At 70.1% G+C, this 15,934-nt stretch carries 16 protein-coding genes; 12 read left to right on the forward strand and 4 right to left on the reverse strand.

What is annotated here, in order from left to right:
* Positions 1-3 precede the first annotated feature (3 nt).
* Entirely contained in the window at positions 4-744 is a 741-nt protein-coding gene (locus QSK34_RS32655) for an SAM-dependent methyltransferase (protein ID WP_285589900.1), read from the forward strand.
* Here the strand turns inward: QSK34_RS32655 and QSK34_RS37860 are convergent.
* Positions 686-949 carry a DUF2530 domain-containing protein gene (locus QSK34_RS37860; protein ID WP_161483475.1) on the reverse strand — a complete coding sequence of 88 codons (264 nt, stop codon included), beginning with the start codon at positions 947-949 and terminating at the stop codon, positions 686-688. The genes QSK34_RS32655 and QSK34_RS37860 overlap by 59 nt on opposite strands.
* Positions 950-1,097: 148 nt before the next feature.
* On the opposite strand from QSK34_RS37860, the gene QSK34_RS32660 reads away from it, so the two are divergent.
* The 4 genes from QSK34_RS32660 (at position 1,098) to QSK34_RS32675 (ending at position 6,710) form a co-directional block, all read left to right on the forward strand.
* On the forward strand, positions 1,098-2,570 hold the full coding sequence (locus QSK34_RS32660) for an NCS2 family permease (RefSeq protein WP_161483476.1): 1,473 nt from the start codon (positions 1,098-1,100) through the stop codon (positions 2,568-2,570).
* Positions 2,571-2,715: 145 nt separating this feature from the next.
* Positions 2,716-4,656 (forward strand): endo-1,4-beta-xylanase, encoded by a 1,941-nt coding sequence (locus QSK34_RS32665; protein ID WP_285589901.1) that lies wholly within the window; start codon positions 2,716-2,718, stop codon positions 4,654-4,656.
* Between the two features lie 111 nt (positions 4,657-4,767).
* On the forward strand, positions 4,768-5,229 hold the full coding sequence (locus QSK34_RS32670; RefSeq protein ID WP_161483477.1) for a MarR family winged helix-turn-helix transcriptional regulator: 462 nt from the start codon (positions 4,768-4,770) through the stop codon (positions 5,227-5,229).
* Between the two features lie 242 nt (positions 5,230-5,471).
* Positions 5,472-6,710 carry an MFS transporter gene (locus tag QSK34_RS32675; RefSeq protein WP_285589902.1) on the forward strand — a complete coding sequence of 413 codons (1,239 nt, stop codon included), beginning with the start codon at positions 5,472-5,474 and terminating at the stop codon, positions 6,708-6,710.
* Between the two features lie 191 nt (positions 6,711-6,901).
* Here QSK34_RS32675 and QSK34_RS32680 read toward each other — a convergent pair whose 3' ends face one another.
* Positions 6,902-7,357 carry an ArsI/CadI family heavy metal resistance metalloenzyme gene (locus QSK34_RS32680; protein WP_285589904.1) on the reverse strand — a complete coding sequence of 152 codons (456 nt, stop codon included), beginning with the start codon at positions 7,355-7,357 and terminating at the stop codon, positions 6,902-6,904.
* A gap of 88 nt (positions 7,358-7,445) precedes the next feature.
* Here QSK34_RS32680 and QSK34_RS32685 point away from each other — a divergent pair, with 88 nt between their 5' ends.
* The 5 genes from QSK34_RS32685 to QSK34_RS32705 are packed head-to-tail and all read left to right on the forward strand — an operon-like array spanning position 7,446 to position 10,473.
* On the forward strand, positions 7,446-7,811 hold the full coding sequence (locus QSK34_RS32685; RefSeq protein WP_285589905.1) for an ArsR/SmtB family transcription factor: 366 nt from the start codon (positions 7,446-7,448) through the stop codon (positions 7,809-7,811).
* Entirely contained in the window at positions 7,808-8,521 is a 714-nt protein-coding gene (locus QSK34_RS32690) for an aquaporin (protein WP_285589906.1), read from the forward strand. Before QSK34_RS32685 ends, QSK34_RS32690 begins: the two co-directional genes overlap by 4 nt.
* The gene (locus tag QSK34_RS32695) at positions 8,518-8,934 is read left to right on the forward strand and encodes an arsenate reductase ArsC (protein ID WP_285589908.1); all 417 of its coding nucleotides are present in this window, start codon (positions 8,518-8,520) and stop codon (positions 8,932-8,934) included. The genes QSK34_RS32690 and QSK34_RS32695 overlap by 4 nt, the downstream gene beginning before the upstream one ends.
* Before the next feature lie 2 nt (positions 8,935-8,936).
* A complete protein-coding gene (locus QSK34_RS32700) occupies positions 8,937-9,245 on the forward strand; it encodes an ArsR/SmtB family transcription factor (RefSeq protein WP_285589910.1) in 309 nt (102 codons plus the stop codon).
* Between the two features lie 10 nt (positions 9,246-9,255).
* Entirely contained in the window at positions 9,256-10,473 is a 1,218-nt protein-coding gene (locus tag QSK34_RS32705; protein ID WP_285589911.1) for a GNAT family N-acetyltransferase, read from the forward strand.
* Between the two features lie 79 nt (positions 10,474-10,552).
* Here QSK34_RS32705 and QSK34_RS32710 read toward each other — a convergent pair whose 3' ends face one another.
* Entirely contained in the window at positions 10,553-11,524 is a 972-nt protein-coding gene (locus QSK34_RS32710; protein WP_161483484.1) for an aldo/keto reductase, read from the reverse strand.
* Between the two features lie 185 nt (positions 11,525-11,709).
* Here QSK34_RS32710 and QSK34_RS32715 point away from each other — a divergent pair, with 185 nt between their 5' ends.
* Both QSK34_RS32715 and QSK34_RS32720 read left to right on the forward strand, forming a co-directional pair.
* Positions 11,710-12,705, forward strand: a complete 996-nt coding sequence (locus tag QSK34_RS32715; protein ID WP_285589916.1) for a hypothetical protein — start codon at positions 11,710-11,712, stop codon at positions 12,703-12,705.
* A gap of 248 nt (positions 12,706-12,953) precedes the next feature.
* The gene (locus tag QSK34_RS32720; RefSeq protein ID WP_285589918.1) at positions 12,954-15,506 is read left to right on the forward strand and encodes an SCO7613 C-terminal domain-containing membrane protein; all 2,553 of its coding nucleotides are present in this window, start codon (positions 12,954-12,956) and stop codon (positions 15,504-15,506) included.
* 52 nt (positions 15,507-15,558) lie between these two features.
* Here QSK34_RS32720 and QSK34_RS32725 read toward each other — a convergent pair whose 3' ends face one another.
* Entirely contained in the window at positions 15,559-15,924 is a 366-nt protein-coding gene (locus QSK34_RS32725) for a hypothetical protein (RefSeq protein WP_285589920.1), read from the reverse strand.
* Positions 15,925-15,934 lie beyond the last annotated feature (10 nt).

Here is a 15,934-nt window from a genome sequence, read left to right on the forward strand (position 1 = left end):
AGGGTGGAACGTCATCTGATCAGTCACCTCGCGCACACCGACCACCCCATCGCCGCTCCGGTGAGCGGTCAGACCGTCACGCGGATTCTGCGCCGGGCCAAGCTCGGCGCCCAGCCGCGGGTCCTCGACATCGGCTGCGGCCACGGCGTCTGGACGCTCCGCGCCCTGGCCATGCACGAGGACGCCACCGCCGACGCGGTCGACGTGCACCGCGAGGGCTTGGAGTCGTGCCGGATCATGGCCGAGCGGCAGGGGCTCGACCACCAGCTCACCCTGCACCACATGCCGGCCGCCGACTACAAGAACGGCCTCTACGACCTGGTCATGTGCGTCGGCGCGACGCACGCCTACGGCGGTCTGGTGGAGACCGCCAACGCGGTCAAGGAGCACCTCAAGCCGGGCGGTCTGGCGCTGATCGGCGAGGGCTTCTGGGAGGTCCCGCCGAACGCCGAGACGCTCATCACGCTGGGCGCCGAACCGGGGGAGTACGCCGACCTGGCCGGCACCGTCGAGCGCGCCGAGAGCGCGGGCTACGCGACGGTCTACGCCTACACCAGCGAACTGTCGGAATGGGACGACTACGAGTGGTCGTGGACCGGCAGCCTGCTGCGCTGGGCGGTCGACCACCCCGGCCCCGACGGCGACACGGCGCGGACGGCGGCGCTGGCCCACCGCGACATGTGGCTCAAGGGCTACCGGGGGGTGCTGGGTTTCGTGACGCTCCTGCTGAAGCGGACGAACTGATCTTCCGGTCGCGCCGGCGGACGAACCAGAGCCCGAAGAAGCCCATGCCGATCCCGGCCACGCAGGTCCACGAGTACCAGCTCTCGTCGGGCCGGAGGATCAGCAAGACGATGAGGGCGATCGCCCACAGGACGATGCCCACCGTGATCGTGGCGGAGTCGTTGGTCTTGAGGGGCTCTGGATCGGGCCGCCGCTGCTGGGTCACCCTGTCAGCCTAAACGTCAGCCTAAATCCGGCAGGTCACTACCGGCCCGCGTGAGGTTCGACGCGGCGCGCGTACGAAACCGCAACGAAAAAGTCACGTCGGCGACCTGGGTCTTTTCCCTGGTGGTAAGGGGTGTCACTCTGCGCACGTGAGTGACGTCAAAACCCCCCAAAGCACTAGTTTCCTCGACACGTATTTCAAGATTTCGGCTCGGGGCTCGTCGGTCGGCGCGGAGGTCCGTGGTGGTCTGGCCACGTTCTTCACGATGGCCTACATCGTCGTGCTCAACCCGATCATCCTGGGCTTCGTCCAGGACGCCGACGGCCAGTTCCTCGGCGACGGGGCGGCTCCCAACCTGTCGCTGATCGCCGTCGCGACGGCGTTGGTGGCCGGCCTGCTGACCATTCTGATGGGCGTGGTGGCGAACGTGCCCTTCGCCCTGGCGGCGGGTTTGGGCCTCAACGCGTTCGTCGCCTACGGCATCGCCTCCCAGGTCTCCTGGGAGGACGCCATGGGCCTGGTGGTCCTCGAAGGCCTGGTCATCCTGGTGCTGGTGCTGACCGGGTTCCGGACGGCCGTCTTCCACGCCATCCCGGCGAGCCTGAAGACCGCGATCTCGGTGGGCATCGGCCTGTTCATCGCGCTCATCGGCTTCGTGGACGCCGGATTCGTGCGCAAGACGGCCGCCCCGGCGCCGCCCCTGGAGCTGGGCATCGGCGGCGGGCTGACGTCGTGGCCGATCCTGGTGTTCGTGGTCGGCCTGCTCGGCACCGCCCTGCTGGTGGCCCGCAAGGTGAAGGGCGCGATCCTGATCGGCATCGTCGGCGCGACGATCTTCGCGATCATCGTCCAGACGATCGGGAACATCGGCCCGGCCGTCGACGGCGACAAGACCAACCCGCAGGGCTGGGGCCTCAACGTGCCCGCGCTGCCGGGGCTCGACCAGATCTTCGCGCTGCCCGACTTCTCGCTGATCGGTCAGTTCAGCCTGTTCGGCGCGTTCACCAAGTTGTCGGTCGTGCTCGCCGTGCTGCTCGTGTTCACGCTGCTGATCACCGACTTCTTCGACACGATGGGCACCATCGTGGGCGTCGGCAAGCAGGCCGACCTCGTGGCGGCCGACGGCACGCTGCCGAAGACCAAGGAGATCCTGCTGATCGACTCGGTCGCCGCCGCGGCGGGCGGCGCGGCGTCGGTGTCGTCGAACACGACCTACATCGAGTCGGCCTCGGGGGTCGGCGAGGGCGCGCGCACCGGGCTCGCCTCGGTGGTGACCGGTCTGCTGTTCCTCGCGTCGATGTTCCTCGCGCCGCTGGTCAACATCATCCCGTACGAGGCCGCGGCGCCCGCGCTGGTGGTGGTCGGCTTCCTGATGATGACCTCGATCCGCGAGATCGACTTCACCGACCTGGAGATCGCGATCCCGGCGTTCTTCACGATCGTGCTGATGCCGTTCACCTACTCGATCGCCAACGGCATCGGGGCCGGGTTCATCACGTACGTGCTGATCAAGGCGGCGAAGGGCAAGGCGTCCGAGGTGCACCCGCTCATGTGGCTGGTGGCCGTGCTGTTCACGATCTACTTCGCGCTCGGCCCGATCAAGATCCTCTTGGGCTTCTGAAACTTTCAACTATCTACCGATAGATTGCCGGATCTCCGCAGGACTCCCCGCGTCGCACGGTTGGCGCATTGACCGCGTTTTGCGGCCAATTCTAGCCTTCCGTGCGACACGGGAGTTACCGAAAAGTTTCGGAACAGGAGATCCAGTGCGTACCTTCAAATGGCGATCTCTGGTGGCGGCGGCCTGCGCCCTCACCACGGCCGCCGCGACGGTCCTCGTCGCCACGCCGGCCTCGGCCAGCGCGGCGTTGCGCGTGCACGCCCAGGCGCGCGGCAAGTTCATCGGCACCGCGCTGGCGACCTCGCCGCTGGCCAACGAGACGGCGTACCGGAACATCGCGGCCACCGAGTTCAACCAGATCACGGCCGAGAACGCGATGAAGTGGAGCGACACCGAGCCGAACGACAACCAGTACACGTTCTCCGGCGCGGACCAGATCGTCAACTTCGCGACCGCGAACAACCAGCAGGTGCACGGCCACACCCTCGTCTGGCACAACCAGACGCCGGGCTGGGTCCAAGGCCTGTCGGCCACCAACATGCGAGCCGCGATGAACGAGCACATCGCGACGGTCGTGGGCCGCTACGCCAACAACCCCACGGTCGTCTCGTGGGACGTGGTGAACGAGGTCTTCGAGGAGAACGGCAGCTTCCGCTCGTCGTTCTGGTACAACACGCTGGGCTCCGGCTTCATCGCCGATGCCTTCCGCGCCGCCCGCGCCGCCGACCCCGACGCCCGGTTGTGCATCAACGACTACAACGTCGAGGGCATCAACGCCAAGAGCACCGCGATGTACAACCTGGTCTCGCAGCTCCGGTCGCAGAACGTGCCGGTCGACTGCGTCGGCTTCCAGACCCACCTCTCCACCCAGTACGGCTTCCCGAACGACCTCCAGCAGAACCTCCAGCGGTTCGCCAACCTCGGCGTCCAGGTCAGGATCACCGAGCTCGACGTCCGCATCCAGGGTTCGCGCACCTCGGCCAAGGACACCCAGCAGGCGACCTACTACACCAACGTGGTGAACGCCTGTCTCGCGGTCACGGCCTGCGCCGGCGTGACCATCTGGGGCTTCACCGACAAGTACTCGTGGGTCCCGGACACCTTCCCGGGTGAGGGCTTCGCGCTGATCTACGACAACAACTACTCGCAGAAGCCGTCGTACACGGCGGTCCACAACGCCCTCGACAACGGCACCCCGAGCGACACGACGGCACCTTCGACACCGGGCGCCCCGACCGCGTCCGGCGTCACCTCCTCGGGCGCCACCCTGTCGTGGACCGCGTCGACCGACACGGGCGGCTCGGGTCTGGCCGGGTACAACGTCTACAACTCGGGCGGCACGCAGATCGCGACCTCCACCACCAACTCGGTGACCCTGACGGGGCTGTCGGCCAACACGGCCTACACGGTCTACGTCCGGGCGCGTGACGGGGCGGGCAACCTGTCGGCCAACTCCACCTCGGTCACCTTCACCACCACGGGCGGCAGCAGCGACACCACCGCCCCCACCACCCCCGGCGCCCCCACCGCCTCCAACATCACCTCGTCGGGGGCGACCCTGTCGTGGACCGCGTCGACCGACACGGGCGGCTCGGGTCTGGCGGGTTACAACGTCTACAACTCGGGCGGCACGCAGATCGCCACGTCCACCACCAACTCGGTGGCCCTGACGGGGCTGTCGGCCAGCACGGCGTACACGGTCTACGTCCGGGCGCGTGACGGGGCGGGCAACCTGTCGGCCAACTCCACCTCGGTGACCTTCACCACCACGGGCGGCAACTCCGGCGGCTGCTCGGCCACCGGCACGATCCAGACCCAGTGGGGCGGCGGGTACGTCGTCCAGCCGGTGACCGTGACCAACGGCACGTCCCCGCGCACCTCGTGGACGGTGACCTTCACCCTGCCCTCCGGCCACACCATCGTCGGCTCCTGGAACGCCACCCTCACGGTGTCCGGGAACACGGTGACGGCCCGCAACGCCGCCTACAACGGCAACCTGGGCTCCGGCGCGACCACGACGTTCGGCTTCCAGGTGGCGCGTCCCAGCAGCGACACCTCGACGGTGTCGGCTTACACCTGCGCCTGATTCTTGACCCGGGCACGGCCTCCTTCGGGGGCCGTGCCCGGCCCTTTTGGGGAAGGTATCCCTGAGCAGGAATGCCATGGTGTGCCATATAGTTAGCAAAGGTAATGACTCATGCTAACGAATCCTCAGAACACGGATCCGGCTGCGAACCTGCGCAGCGACGCCGGTCTGGCGTCCGCGCTGCGCGTGTCGCTGGCCCGGCTGACCCGTCGCCTGCGCAAACAGGCCGTGGGTCACATCCTGACGCCCACACAGCTCGCGGCCCTGGCCGCCGTCGAGCGGCACACCACGATGACCCCCGGCGAGCTGGCCGAGCACGAGAAGGTGCAGCCGCCCTCGATGACCAGGGTGGTCACCCATCTGGAGGAACGCGGCCTGCTGGCCCGCTCCCCCCACCCCACCGACCGTCGTCAGGTGACCCTGTCGGTCACCCCGGCGGGCGCCGCCCTGCTGAAAGAAGAACGCCGCCGCAAGGAGGCCTGGCTGGCCCAGCGCCTCGGCGAGCTGACACCGGAGGAGAAGGCGATCCTGCGCCGGGCCGCCCCCATCCTGGAAAAGCTCTCCCAAATGTGAGACGACTACGAACCGCCGCCGACCTGGCGAAGTGGACGGGCGCGGGGCCGGTTCGGGAGTCCGGCCCACGCCCGACCAACGGATCCCCGGACGGCGGCACCGGTTCTGATGATCGCTCCGGCGCCGACGGTCGCCCCGGCTCGCCCCTGAGCCGGGAGGCCGGAGAGCCCGGTTCGGATGTGCTCTTGGCGGCGGAAATGCCGTCTCCCGAGCCCGCTGGGGACCTTTCGGAGAAGTCGGGCATGTTCCGGTCGTTGCGCAACCACAACTACCGGCTGTTCCTCTCCGGAGGCGTCGTCTCCAACGTCGGGACCTGGATGCAGCGCACCGCCCAGGACTGGCTCGTGCTGAGCCTGACCGGCGGGTCGGGCACGGCGCTCGGCATCACGGTGGCGCTCCAGTTCCTGCCGGTCATGCTGTTCGGGATGTGGGGCGGCGTGCTGGCCGACCGGTTCCCGAAGCGGCCGCTCCTGATGACGGCGCAGTCGCTGATGGCGGCGCTCGCGCTGGCCATGGGTGTGCTGACCGTCACCGGGCACGCCCAGGTCTGGCACGTCTACGTCATGGCCTTCACGCTCGGTCTGCTGGCCTGTGTCGAGGTGCCCACCCGGCAGTCGTTCGTGGTCGAGATGGTCGGCCGCGACGACCTGTCCAACGCCATCGCCCTGAACAGCTCCTCCTTCAACCTGGCCCGCGTGGTCGGCCCGGCCGTCGCCGGGCTCCTGATCAACTGGCTGGGCGGCACCGGGCCGCTGTTCCTGGTCAACGCGCTCACTTTCGCCTTCACCATCGGCGGCATGCTGCTGATGCGAACGGCCGAACTGCGCACCCCCGAGCCGGTCAAGCGCGGCAAGGGGCAGGCCAGGGAAGGCGTGCGTTACGTGATCGGGAAGCCGGACCTGCTGCTGCCGGTGCTCATGGTCGGGTTCGTGGCGGTCTTCGCGCAGAGCTTCACCACGTCCATCGCGCTGATGGCGACCGAGGTGTTCGACGCGGGGGCGTCGGCGTTCGGGATCGGCAGCAGCGCGTTCGCCATCGGGGCGGTCGTGGGGGCGCTGCTGGCGGCCCGCCGGGTCACCCCGTCGCGGCGGACGATGGTCGCCGCGGGCATCGCCTTCGGGGCCGCCCAGATCGTGGCGGCGGTGACGCCGGCGTACTGGGCCTTCCTGATCGCGCTCGTCCCGGCCGGGCTGGCGATGATCACCGTGCAGACCATGGCCAACTCGACCCTGCAGCTCGGTGCCTCCAGCGAGATGCGCGGCCGGGTGATGGGAATCTACGTCCTGGTCTTCACGGCCGGGGCTCCGATCGGCGCCCCGCTGATCGGGTGGATCGCCGAGCTCGCCGGGCCGAGGGTCGGGATCATGGTTTCCGGCCTGCTCAGCCTGACCGGGGTGGTGCTGGCCGTGCTGATCACCCGGCTGGTCGCGGCGCGTAAGGCCATGGCCCTCAACCCGGCCACGGCGTCGATCGCGGTCTGAGGATGGTCAGCGGCACCCCATGGGCTTGGCTAGGCTCGACGCCGTGGACCGTCCCCGCCGCTGGCTGCTGCCGACCGTGCTCGGCCTGCTGATGCTGCTCGTCGTCGTGGGCGCGCTGGTCCAGTGACCTGGTGAACGACCGCCCCTCCGGCGCGGCGGCCACCGCGTGGTGACCGCCGCGGCCGGGTGGATCAGCAGCAGGCCTGCTTGGGCTCCACGTCGAGGACCTCGACGCCGGCCGGAGCGCAGCAGGCCGAATCGGACTCCTTGATCAGCGTCGCCGAGTCGGCCTTGACCGTGTAGACCTCCCACGGTTCGTCGCCGGGGCCGTGCACCCAGACCTTGTCCTGGACGGCGTAGCAGCAGGCGGTGTCCTGTTCGTCGGCGGTCGCCAGGCCTTCCGCCGCCAGGCGGGAGGAGGCGGCCGTGACCGCGTCGGTCGTGTCGACTTCGACGCCGAGGTGGTCCATCACGGTCGGCCGGCCGGGCTCGCCCTCCAGGAGCACGAGCTTCAGCGGCGGTTCGGCGATGGCGAAGTTGGCGTAGCCGGGCCGCCGCTTGGCCGGTTCGGCGTCGAACAGCTTGCTGTAGAAGGCCACGGACGCCTCCAGGTCGGAGACCCGCAGGGCGAGCTGAACGCGGGACATGTGATCGTCTCCTTGTATCGATGAACATCTAAGTAGCCTTTCGAGGCATAGTTTGCGTTCCTGTATTGACCGATGTCAATATCGACCTATGTCGAAGCAGAACTCGTTGCCGATCATCGCGGAAGAATGCTGCGCGCCCCTGGCCCGTGAACCCATCGGCAAGGACGACGCGGCCGAGCTGGCGAAGGTCCTCAAGGCGGTAGCCGATCCCGTCCGGCTGCGCCTGCTCTCCCTCATCGCCGCCCGCGACGAGGAGACCTGCGTCTGCGATCTGCTTCCCGAGTTCGACCTGTCGCAGCCGACGATCTCCCACCACCTGAAGACCCTCAGGGAAGCCGGGCTGATCGGCTCCGAGCGGCGCGGGACCTGGGTCTACTCGTGGGTGATCCCGCAGGCGCTCGACCGGCTGTCGGCGCTGTTCGCCACGGCGAGGGAAGAGGCCGGCGTCCGGTGACGTCCCTGGCACGACGCGCCACGGCGGAGTTCGCCGGAACCGGCCTGCTCGTCACGATCGTGATCGGCTCCGGCATCGCCGCCGCCCGCCTGTCCCCGAGCGACGTCGGCCTGCAGCTGGCCGAGAACGCCGCCGCGACCGCCGCCGGGCTCGCCGTGATCATCCTCATGGTGGGGCCGGTCTCCGGCGCTCACCTCAACCCGGTGGTCTCCCTCGTCGACTGGGCACTCGGCCGCCGGGGGCGGACCGGCCTCACGGGAACCTCTCTTGGCGTGTACGCGCTGGCCCAGACCATGGGCGCCATCAGTGGGGCCGTGCTGGCCAACCTCATGTTCGACCTCCCCGCCGTCACGATTTCCGCCACCGTCCGGACCGCGCCGTCCCTGTGGCTGGCCGAGACCGTCGCGACCGCCGGTCTGGTCGCCCTGATCCTCAGCCTGACCCGCACCGGCCGCGCCCACCTGGCAGCCCCGGCGGTCGGGGCCTACATCGGGTCGGCCTACTGGTTCACCTCCTCCACCTCCTTCGCCAACCCCGCCGTGACCATCGGCCGCATCTTCAGCGACACCTTCGCCGGGATCGCCCCGGTGTCGGTCGCGCCGTTCATCGCCGCCCAACTCGTCGGCGCGTTCGCCGGCGCAGCTCTGGCCGTGGTCCTCCACCCCGTGGCCGCACCCTCCGCCGCTCCCGCCTCCAAGGAGTTCGCATGACCGCCGCCGTCCCCGAGGTTCTCTTCGTCTGCGTCCACAACGCCGGACGCTCCCAGATGGCCGCCGCCCTGCTCGACCACCACGGCAGGGGCGACGTGGTCGTCCGCTCCGCCGGGTCGGCCCCCGCCGACACGATCAATCCCGCCGTGATCGCGGTCATGGACGAGATCGGGCTCGACCTGTCCAAGGCGTTCCCCAAGCCGTTGACCGACGAGGCCGTTCAGGCGTCCGACGTCGTGATCACGATGGGATGCGGGGACGCCTGCCCGTACTACCCGGGCAAGCGCTACCTGGACTGGGAGCTGCCCGACCCGGCGGGCAAGGGCGTCGACGACGTCCGCCCGATCCGCGACGAGATCGAGCGCCGGGTTCTGACGTTGCTCCAGGAGCTTTCATCGCCTATCGTCGATTGACGATGAATGGACCACTCGATCGCGACACCGCCGAGAAGTACGCCACCTGTTTCCGCGCCCTGTCCGACGCCACCCGCGTGCAGATCGTCACCCTGCTCGCCCGCGCCGGAGAGCCGATGTCGGTCAAGGAGATCGTCGAAGCCGTGGACGTCGTCCAGTCGACCGTCTCGGCTCACCTGAAGATCCTTGCCGAGGTGCGGTTCGTGCTGGTCGAGCAGCGCGGGATCTCGCGCTTCTACCGGATCAACGACGCGTGTGTGGACTACTTCCCGACCGCCGCCGACGTGGTCATGGGACGCCCCATCACCTGAGGAGACCGGCATGGCCGACGACATCGACGACCGGCGATCAGAGGTCCTGCGGCGTTATGCCGGACTCGCGCAGACCGCCCAGGCCGGACAGCCCGTCACCGACGCGTCGGCCGACTGTCTCGGCTCAAACGCCTACACCTGCGACACCGAGATCCCGGAGGGGGCGTGGGGGGCGAGCCTGGGATGCGGCAACCCGGTGGCGGTCGCCGACCTGCGGCCCGGGGACACCGTTCTCGATCTCGGCTCCGGCGCGGGGCTCGACGTGCTGCTCTCCGCCCGCCGCGTCGGCCCGACCGGCAAGGCGTACGGCCTCGACGGCACCCCCGACATGATCGCCCTCGCCCGCGCCCACGCCGCCCAGGCCGAGGTGAGCAACGTCGAGTTCCTCCACGGGCACATCGAAGACGTGCCGCTCCCCGACCGCGCCGTGGACGTCGTGATCTCCAACTGCGTGATCAACCTGTCCGCCGACAAGCCCCGCACCCTGGCCGAGGCGTTCCGCGTCTTGAAGCCCGGCGGCCGGTTCGGGGTCAGCGACATCGTCGCCGACGACGACCTCGAACCGTTCCGCCGTGAGGAGGCCGAACGGTCGGTCGGCTGCACCGTGGGGACGCTCACCGAAGCCGGCTACCGCGCCCACCTGACCGCAGTGGGGTTCACCGACATCCGCCTGACCCGGACGTCGCCTCTGGCGCAAGGGCTGCACAGCACGATCGTCCAAGCGACCAAACCGGAGATCGCCGTCCGCCCGATGCGCGACGACGACGCCGCCCAGGTCCTGGCCGTCTACCAAACCGGCCTGGACGGCGGGCAAGCCAGCTTCGAGACCACCGCCCCGACGTGGGAGACCTTCACCACGGCCAAGCTCCCCGGCCACCGGCACGTGGCCGTCGACACCGCGTCGGACGAGGTGGTCGGGTGGGTCGCCGCTTCGGCCGTCTCCGACCGGTGCGTGTACGCCGGAGTCGTCGAGCACTCCGTCTACGTCTCCCCGGCCCATCATGGGCGCGGGGTCGGCACCCTGCTCCTGAAGGCGCTGATCGACTCGACGGAGGCCGCCGGCATCTGGACCATCCAGTCCGGCGTCTTCCCCGAGAACACCGCCAGCCTGCGCCTGCACGAGAAAGCCGGATTCCGCCAGGTCGGCATCCGGGAACGCGTCGGACGTCACCACGATCGCTGGAGAGACGTCGTCTTCATCGAGCGCCGCAGCAAGATCGCCGGATAGGCGCCGCCGATTTCGGCTTTGGGGTCTTCGGCCGTGACGGAAAAGTCCGGTGCGGCGAGTCGCCGCACCGGACTTGCTGCTACCAGGCGTAGGCCTCGGGGGCGGTGCCGCCGGGGCCGGGGAAGATCTCGTCGATGCGGGCCAGGGCCTTGTCGTCGAACTTGATCTCCAGGGCGCGCAGGGAGCCGTCGAGCTGGTCGGCGGTGCGGGGGCCGATGATCGGGGCCGTGACGGCCTTCTGGTGGAGGAGCCAGGCGAGGCCCGCGTTGGCCGGGTCTTCGCCCAGTTCGTCGCAGAAGGCCTCCCACTGCTCGATCTGGGGGCGGACCTTCTCCAGGCTCTGGAGCATGTCCTCGGTGGCGCTGCGGCCCTTGTCGATCTTCCTGAGGACGCCGCCGAGCAGGCCGCCGGCCAGGGGGCTCCACGGGATGACGCCCAAGCCGTAGTCCTCACACGCCGGGAGCACTTCGAGTTCGACCGAGCGCTCCAGCAGGTGGTACTTCGACTGCTCGCTCACCAGGCCGAGGAAGTTGCGGCGGCGGGCCGTCTCCTGGGCCTTGGCGATGTGCCAGCCGGCGAAGTTCGACGAGCCGACGTACAGGATCTTGCCCTGCTGGCGCAGGACCTCCATGGCCTCCCAGAACTCCTCGAACGGGGTGTTCCGGTCGACGTGGTGGGCCTGGTAGACGTCGATGTAGTCGGTCTGCAGGCGCTTCAGCGAGGCGTCGCAGGCGCGGCGGATGTTCAGCGCCGACAGGAACGTCTCGTTGGGCCAGTCGCCCATCGAGCCGTAGAGCTTGGTGGCGATGACGGTCTTCTCGCGGCGGCCACCACCCTGGGCGAACCACCGGCCGATGATCTGCTCGGTGACCCCCTCGCCCTTCACCCATCCGTAGACGTTGGCGGTGTCGAAGAAGTTGATGCCCAGCTCATGGGCGCGATCCATGATCGTGAAGGAGTCCTCCTCAGACGTCTGCGGGCCGAAGTTCATCGTGCCCAGGCAGAGCTTGCTGACCTTGAGTCCGGTACGACCGAGCTGCGCGTAGTCCATGCTTCCACCTTAGGAACCTGGAGTGGACTCCAGGCCAGCCCTCTCGCGCCCGGGGCGCGCCGACGCCTGGACTGAGGAGCGCAGGAGAGCGAAGCGAACCGGAGCGACGAGGGAAGGCGTCGGGCCTGAGCGCCCCGGGCAGCCGCACCGAAGGTGCGGCCATCAAACAGGGCAGGATGTCTCCCATGGGGTGGACATACCGGGGGATCGGGCTCGCCTTGCTGGTCGTGGTCCTGTGGGCGGTTCCGGCGCACGCCGACGACGAGCTCTTCGAGTTCACCGATCCCCGGATCACCGAGTCGAGCGGCCTGGCCGTCTCGCCGACGCACCCCGGGATCGTCTACACCCACAACGACAGCGACGCCGGGGCCGTCTTCTACGCCGTCGACTCCTCGACGGGGCGGACCAGGGCGGCGTACACGATCGCGAACGCCGAGGCCCGTGACTGGGAGGGCATGGCGGCCTACCGCGACCAGTCGGGGCGCGGGGTGTTGTTCTTCGGCGACATCGGCGACAACCTCGACGGGGCGTGGCCCGACATCTCCGTCTACAAGGTGACCGAGCCGGCCCGGCTGCGCGGCGGGACCGTCTCGGCGGTCAGATACCGGTTCCGGTACGCCGACCAGGCGCGGAACGCCGAAGGTCTCATGGTCGACCCCCGGACGGGGCGTCTCTATGTGGTGACCAAGGAGTTCGACGGGCTCGTCTACGCCGCGCCCAGGCAGTTGCGGACCGACCGGGTGAACGTGCTGAGGCGGGTGGGGTCGGCACCGACCATGGCGACCGACGCGGCCTTCGCGCCCGACGGGTCGAGTTTCGTCATCCGGACCTACTTCTCGGCGACCCTCTACCGGAAGATCGACGACGAGATCTCGGGCGTGCCGATGCCCATGTTGCGGCAGGCGGAGTCGATCACCTACACGGCCGACGGGAAGGCGCTGCTGACCGGGTCGGAGGGCAAACGCAGCCCGGTCGTGCGGGTGCCGCTGCCGGAGAGCGCCGTCCCGAGCCCGTCGCCCACGCCGAAAGCCGCCGACGTGCCCACGGCGAGCCCGGCGGCGCAGCCGGTGGCCTCGGAGTCGGCGGGGCCGGACACGGGGCTCATGATCGCGTTGTGGCTCGGTGTGGCGGTGGGCGCGGTCGGGATCATCGTGGGCATCGCCCGCTGGGCCGGGCGATAGTCCGGCGGCGACGGCCTCGATGAGGCCCTCAGGCCCGAGATCGTGTGCCGTCTCGTGATGGCGCGGGGTTGCCACAACCCCTGGCGCCCCCCGCATCTGGTCCGGGCCACTTGGTGGCGGCTACTCATGGGGCAGGGGTCTGAGCGGCTGGTTTTGAGATCTTTTGTCAGCCACATACCGGGATACTCATCGCGAATTGAGTAGGTGCTCCATAGCGCCCACATGGGGTTGAGCGGGATCGTTCCCGTATGCACTCCGCCGGCTCTCCCGCCTGCCCCGACTGCGGTGCCCCGCTGGACGGGTCACCCCGCCGATGCCCGGCCTGCGAGCTTCCGCTCCACGGCCCGATCGCGGCCGAACTGTGGCAGCTCGACCTCGCCCTGAACGACCTACGGGGGCGCGAGGCCTGGCTGCTCGGCAGGAGGTCGGAGCTGCTGACCGCGCTCCGCGCCGCCGGAGAGAACCAGCCTGCCGGCGCCTGGGTCGGGGGAGCCCAGGCGCCGGTGAACGGCCCGCAGACTGGCGCGCAGGGTCATCCGGCGACCGCAGAGCAGCAAGTGGGCGCCCAGGGTGGCCCGGGCAAGGAAACGGCGGCTCCCGGGCACGTCGCGGGTGCGCACGGCCAGGTCGCCCCCAAGGCGGGTGAGCCCAATCAGCACGGCTGGCAGGCAGGTGGGCCGGGCCGGCCCGGCGGCCCGGGGCCTGTCGGTTTTCCCGGCAACGTCCCCCCGAAGCGGGAGATGTCGCCCTCCGCCGTTCGTAACCTGCTGCTCGGTCTCGGCGGCCTGCTGCTGGTCGTCGCGGCGTTCGTGTTCACGATCGTCAGCTGGGGTTCCGTCGGGATCGGTGGGCGGGCGGCCATTCTGGTCGGGTTCACCGTGTTGACCTTCGCGACTCCGTTCCTGCTGGTCAGGCGCAACCTCAAGGCGACGGCCGAGACGGTCGCGATCCTCGGGCTCGCGTTGTTCCTGCTCGACGGGTACGCCGCCTACCAGGTCTGGTTCGAGCCGAGGGTCGACTCGTTGCCGTACACGGCGGTGCTGTTCGCGCTCGCCGCGGGGCTGTTCGCCCTCTACGGCGGCTACGCCGGGCTGTCGCTGCCGGTCCCGATCGCCATCGGGCTCGCCCAGTTCCCGCTGATCGTCTTCGTCGCCGACCAGACGGCCGCGCACGCCGCCGGGGCCCTCATCCTGACCGCCGCCTTCGACGTCGCCGTCTGGACGTGGGCCCGCCGGAAGGTCGCGCTGGTGGGGCTGCTCGCCACCTGGAGCATCGGCGTCTACATCGCGTTCTTCCAGTCCACGGCCTACCCCGACGACCTGGCCGAGGCGGTCGCCTACGCCGTCATCCTGGCTGTGGCCGCGGCCGAGGCGGCGTTCATGGCGCGGGGGGCGAAGAAGTTCCCGTTGGTGCCGGTCGTCGGGGGTGTGGTCGCGGGGGTGTTCGCGGTGCGGGCGCCGTTCGCGGTGGTCGTGCCGTTCGCGTGGGTGATCCTGGTCGCGCCGGTGGCGGCGGGGGTGTTCGCGCTGGTGCTCCGGGGGCGGGCCAGGAACACCGCGCTGGTCGTGGGGGCGCTGGCGTCGATCGGGGTGCTGGCGCCGGTGCTGATCGTGCTGCGCGGGCCGCTCGACTGGGGGCACGGCGTCTGGTCGGCGAGCTGGGGCGCGGGGGCGGGCGACCACCTCAGCCGGTCGCCGTGGGTGCCGGGGGTGCCCGACCTGCTGCTGCTCGTGCTGATCGCCGTCGCGCTGGCGCTGGTGGTGCGGCAGAAGGTCGTCGCGGTGCTGGTGGGGGCGGTGGCCGTGGCGTTCGTGCCGCCGGTGTTCGACCTGCCCTACCCGGTCATGATCGTGGTGCTGCTGGCGCTGGCCGCCGGGGTCGCGGCGGTGCCGCAGCCGGCGTTCGCCCGGCTCGCCCTCGGTGTCGGCGTGGTCGCCGTGCTGTGGGGGCTGGTCAGTGAGACGGCGACGCTCGTGGTGCTGGCGGCGCTGGCGCTGATCGCGGCGGGGGTCGCGTTCCGGACCGCCACGTTGCGGACGTGGGCGGCCAACGTGGCGGTGATCCACGCCGGCGGGTTCGCGGTGGCGGCCTGGCTGGCGGCCGACCTCCAGCCGCGCTTCCTCACGTTCGTGCTGCTCGCGGTGGCCGCCGCGGCGGCGCCCTGGCGGCGGACCGAGATCGGGGCCGGGGTGCTCGGGGTGGCGGCGCTGGCGGTCGTACCGGATCTGAAGATGTTCAGTCTCGCCGCGGCGGCGGCCGGGGTGATCGCGGCGGGGGTGGCGCTGCGGAAGGACCGCGGGAACGTCGGCTACCTGGCCACGGCGCTGCTGCTGACGGCCTCGTGGTCGCGGCTCTACGCCGAGGACGTCACCCTCGTCGAGGCCTACACGGCGCCGTTCTCGGTCGTGCTGCTGGTGTTCGGGTGGTGGAAGGCGCGGACCGGGTCGTCGTGGCGGGCCTACGGCGCGGGGCTCTCGTTCACGCTGCTGCCGAGCCTGGTCGTGCTCTACGACCAGCCCGAGGGGTGGCTCAGGCCGCTCGCGCTCGGGATCGTGGCGCTGGTCGTGCTGGTCGTGGGGGCGCTGCGGCGGCTGCAGGCGCCCGCCGTGCTGGGCGGGTTCACACTGGCGGCGGTGACCGTGCACGAGATCGCGCCCTGGGTGGCCGAACTGGTGCTCATGGTTCCCCGGTGGGTGCCGATGGCCCTCGGCGGGTTGTTGCTGCTGGTGGTGGGCGCGACCTACGAGAGCCGGATCCGCGACGTCAAGCGGGTCGGCGCGGCGATCCGGGATCTGCGGTGAAGCGTGTCTTCGAGGCAGATTCGCAGCGGAAGGCGCTGACGGCCTGCGGCCGTCAGCGCCTTCCTTCGACGAACTCCTCCCCCCGCAACGCGCGTTCGACCAGGGCGATCGACTCGGCCAGGGCCACGAGCCGGGGGCCCTCGCGGCGGTAGACCTCCAGAACCGCCTGGACCACGTGGGGTGGCAGGTGCTCCTTCAGGTCGACGGCGGCGTCGCGGTAGCCGGCCCGCGCGCCCTCGACCTGGGCGCGCACGGTGTGGCCGGCCATGCGGGCCAGCGCGAGCGGATGGCGGCGCAGCACCCCGTAGGCGCGGTAGTCGGGCGGCACCGCGTCGAGCAGCCAGTTGACCGCCGACGTCTGCCAGTCGGGGCTGCCCGGCGGGCGTACGTCGGGTGGCCATCCCGGTGGAACGTACACGTGTTCGATA

This window comes from Herbidospora sp. NBRC 101105 (assembly GCF_030269205.1).
Taxonomy (GTDB): Bacteria; Actinomycetota; Actinomycetes; order Streptosporangiales; family Streptosporangiaceae; genus Herbidospora; species Herbidospora solisilvae.